Origin of the sequence: Streptomyces macrosporus, from assembly GCF_039533145.1 — a bacterium.
Lineage (GTDB): Bacteria > Actinomycetota > Actinomycetes > Streptomycetales > Streptomycetaceae > Streptomyces > Streptomyces macrosporus.
On record NZ_BAAASZ010000045.1, the window covers coordinates 1 to 3,720 of the forward strand.

The window sequence follows — 3,720 nt, forward strand, 5'->3', positions numbered from 1 at the left end:
ACCGTGTGCGACACCCCCGGGGTGTTCTCCACGAAGTTGGTGATCAACCAGTTCAGGTTCTGCGCCGCCTGGCTCATCGGGCTCACACTAACGCTCCTGATCGTAGGTGCTGCCGGGGCCGAAGCCCGGTCGGTCATTCTGGGTGGCGTCCGAGCTCCCCGCGGTGCGTCCCCGCCGGACGCCGCGGTGCAGGTTGCTCAACCTGCCTCGGACGTCCTCGGGGTTGCGGGAGACCTGGGGGCCGCCCTGAGGTGCCTGCTCCCCTTCCGCGGCACCCGGGACCAGGTTGGCCTTGGGGACGCGGCGGGGCAGACCGGAAGAGGTGACTCCGCCGGCCTTGGGATCACGGATCCGCTCCGCCCGCTGCCAGCGCTCGTCGTTCGCCGTGCGCCATGCGGAGTCATCGGAACGATCCTCTCGACGAGGCACCTCCGGTGATTCCGTTTGTGGCTGGTACTGCGTGGCCGAGGTCTCCTGAGACTGCTGCCTCTTCGGTTCGCGACGCGGAAGTCCCGCATCGGTCAAGGAGGTAGAGCCCTCGGAGGAGGTCCTCGATCGGTTGAAGCCTACGCTTTCCCGGTCGTCTTCGGGAACGCTCGGAGCGGATTCCGCTTCCTGTCCGGCCCGCTGACCGGTGCCGTAGGCGTTCTCGCCGTACCCGGCCCCGTAGCCCTCCTGGTACTCCGGCTGGTACTCGGTCTGGTACCCCTGCTGCGGGTACTCGGCCCGGTACTCCTGCTGCCGGTACTCCTGGCCGTAGGAGGACGACTCCTGCCCGTAAGAGGTCGACTCCTGGCCGTACGAGGCGTCCTGCGGGAAGCCGCCCTGCGCGGCGTACTGCCCCGTCTGCTCGGGGTCGTAGGAGGGCGCCTGCGCGGAGTCGTACCGCTGCTCCTCGTACCGTCCCTGGCCGTCGGTCTCCGTTCCGTACCCGCCGTTCTCCGCCTGGTACTGCGCCTCCAGCGCCGCCCGGCGCTCCTCGCGCATCAGCGACCGGCCCACCGGGTCGAGGACGGAGGGGGCGTTCTGCGGCTGGGTCGGGGAGCCGTAGCGGGAGTCGTCGAAGCCCAGCTCGGCGGCGGAGGGCTGCCGCCGGTCCTCGTACGCGGACTGCGCGGCGTGCGGCTGCTCGGGAACGATCCGGGAGACGGTGAAGTCCTCCTCGAACTGCTCCTCGCCACCGCCACCGTGGGTGATCTCCTCCGGGAGCATGACCAGCGAGGTGGTGCCCGCCTGTTCGCCGGAGGGGCGGAGCTGGACGCGGATGCCGTGCCGGGCGGCCAGGCGGCCGACCACGTACAGGCCCATGCGCTGCGAGATGGCCGCGTCGACCGTCGGCGGGTTGGCCAGCTTGTGGTTGATGTCGGCGAAGTCCTCGGGCGTCAGACCGATGCCCTTGTCGTGGATCTCGATCATCACGCGGCCGTCGGGCAGCCGGGTCGCGGTGACGCGGACCTTGGTCTGCGGCGAGGAGAACGAGGTGGCGTTCTCCAGCAGCTCGGCCAGCAGGTGCACCAGGTCGGTGACGACGGCGCCGTGGATCTCGCTGTCGGGTACACCGGACAGCTCGATGCGCTCGTAGTCCTCCACCTCGGAGGACGCGGCGCGGAGCACGTCCACCAGCGGCACCGGCTGGTTCCAGCGGCGGCCGGGCTCCTCGCCCGCGAGGACGAGGAGGTTCTCGCCGTTGCGGCGCATACGGGTCGCCAGGTGGTCCAGCTTGAAGAGGTTCTCCAGCTGGTCCGGGTCGGCCTCGTTGTTCTCCAGCTCCGTGATGAGGGAGAGCTGGCCCTCGATGAGGCCCTGGTTGCGGCGCGAGAGGTTGGTGAAGATCGCGTTGACGTTGCCCCGCAGCAGCGCCTGCTCGGCGGCGAGCCGGACCGCCTCGCGGTGGACCTGGTCGAAGGCCCGGGCGACCTCGCCGATCTCGTCGCGGCTGTCGATCGGGATCGGCTTGACCCGGGTGTCGACCTTGCCCGGGTCGGTGCGGGAGAGCTGGTCCACCAGCATCGGCAGCCGCTGCTGGGCCACGTCGAGGGCGGCGGTGCGCAGCCGGCGCATGCTGTTGCTCATGGAGCGGGCCATCATCCCGGCGACCACGAAGGCGACCAGCAGGGCGACCAGCACGATGACGGAGTTGACGATGGCTTCCTGCCGGGCGTCGTCCGCGATCTGCGCGGTCTCCTTCACCGCCCTGTCGGTGAAGGACTCCTCCACCGCGCGGTAGGCGTTGAACTCGCCGGTGGCGACCGTGTACCAGTTCTCGGCGGTGACGCCGCCCGCCCGCAGCGTCCGGGGGGACACGCCGGAGCCGATGGACTGGATCATCTTGTCGGCCTCGGGCGGGGCGACGAACTCCTCGCCGGCCGACTCCGCCTCCTCCTTGGCCTCCTCGATCCGGTTCTCGGTCTCCGCGTTGGCCTTGACCAGCTCCTCCTGCAGCCTCTCCCAGTCCGCCGGGGTGCCGCCGCCGCGGTACTCGTCGAGGGCGATGCGCTCCAGGTAGGCGTACGAGGCGAAGGCGGTGAGCTGGCGCCGCTTGTCCTCCGCCTTGGGACCGGGCTTGATCAGCAGGTGGGTGCCGATGGAGCGCTGGAGGGAACTGGCGGCCTTGGAGAGCGAGATGGCGTAGACGGTGCGGCCGTAGGAGGTGATGTTGCCGGTGCCCAGCCCCAGTTCGTTGGCGAACTCCATCAGCGGGTGCTGGATCTGGACGTAGCCCTCCTCGGTCTCCACACCGTTCAGACGCTCGGTGTAGGCGGCCTGGCGCAGCTCCTCCAGTTTCGGCTCGACCTCGGTGAAGGCCGCGAGGCGACGTTTGAGGCCCTGGTGGTCGGGCATCTCCTCGACGCGCCGGTGGAACTCCTCGGCGGCCGCGTCGGTGACGTCGCGGACCTCCTGGATCACCGGGTCGTCCGTGTTGCCCTGGAGGAGCGGCGCGGCGGTGCGGTCCCGCTCGTCGATCAGGGCGTGGGCGTACGTGGCGGCGGCCCGGACCAGTTCGGCGGTGCGGTTGGCCTCCTCGGCCTCCTGCCACGTGTCCAGGGAGCTCTGCACCCGGTAACCGCCGAAGACGAGGGCGACGAGCACGGGTATGAGCAGGATGGCGTTCAGTCTGGTGGCCACGCGCCAGTTGCGGATCGCGAACCGGCCGCCGCCGTCGCCCGTTCCCCCGCCGTTCCCGGGCAGGTCGGAGGACGCCTCCGCGGCGCGCTGCGGCGGCGTGAAGTTGCCCCGCGGCTCCCGGGGCGGGGAGCTCGACTTGCTTCGCCTCACTCGACCAAACCTCTCGGCTTCAGCCCATCGTCTTCGATGCAACCGTAACTACTGTTGAGTTCAGCGAATTTCAGCACGCCAGGCAGAAGCTTTCCAAACACCTGGACCTGTGAAGAAGTCCCGCGATCCGTGAAGAATAAAAAGGGCATAAACACCCGTTCGTTGGCGAATGGTCGAAGTTTTGTGCGCGCTGGGGAACGAGGTGCTTGCGCCGAGTGTTCCGGGCGTCCCAATTCTCTGTCGAAACGTTATGAAGGCCGGGACGGGTGTACGCGAGGCGGGCCCGTCCCGGCCGTTGATCGGTGACGCTCCGTCGCCTTCCACGGCGCGGAACGGCGCGGAGGCACACTGTGGAGATTCGGCGGAAGTTCAGCGCAGGCGTGCCAGAAGCGCGTGCTCGACCAGGGTGATCAGCGCGCTCTTGGCCTCGGCCCGGTGCCGGGC

At 69.4% G+C, this 3,720-nt stretch carries 1 protein-coding gene and 2 pseudogenes; all 3 read right to left on the reverse strand.

Features of this window, described 5'->3' with window-relative positions; translation table 11 throughout:
* Positions 1–137, reverse strand: a pseudogene (locus tag ABD335_RS27500) (roadblock/LC7 domain-containing protein); the annotation flags it as partial.
* Positions 88–3,276, reverse strand: a complete 3,189-nt coding sequence (locus ABD335_RS27505) for a nitrate- and nitrite sensing domain-containing protein (RefSeq protein ID WP_344328345.1) — start codon at positions 3,274–3,276, stop codon at positions 88–90. The gene ABD335_RS27505 and the pseudogene ABD335_RS27500, both read right to left, overlap by 50 nt.
* A 369-nt stretch (positions 3,277–3,645) precedes the next feature.
* Positions 3,646–3,720 (reverse strand): annotated as a pseudogene (locus ABD335_RS27510) (ATP-binding protein); the annotation flags it as partial.